The 262-nt window shown below is 60.7% G+C and carries 1 protein-coding gene; it reads right to left on the bottom strand.

Translation table 11 applies throughout. The features are described 5' to 3' along the window. A partial coding sequence (locus tag HWD99_RS18350) for a tripartite tricarboxylate transporter TctB family protein (protein WP_241797629.1) occupies positions 1-262 on the bottom strand: 262 nt, incomplete at both ends.

Raw genomic sequence — 262 nt, 5'->3', positions numbered from 1 at the left:
GGCCCAGGGGCAGCGGCACGTCCATCAGCTTGTCGAACAACAGATAAAGACCGATGGCCATCAGGCTGATGATCACCACGCTCGGCACCCAGCGGCCGCCATACAGGCGAGCCATCGGCACCCCGATCAGGATGCTGGAGAGGATGAAGCCCAAGGGCTCGAAGGTTCCGGCGAATACCAGTAGCAGCACCACGCAGATGCCGATCTTTTGCAGGGTTTCACGGTCCAGTTGCGGTTCGTCTTCGCTGTGCACGATGGGAAC

Source organism: Microbacterium sp. C5A9, assembly GCF_022627955.1.
GTDB lineage: Bacteria > Actinomycetota > Actinomycetes > Actinomycetales > Microbacteriaceae > Microbacterium.
Note: the sequence above shows the minus strand (reverse complement) of the source record. Positions and strands in the feature narration are given on the sequence as shown.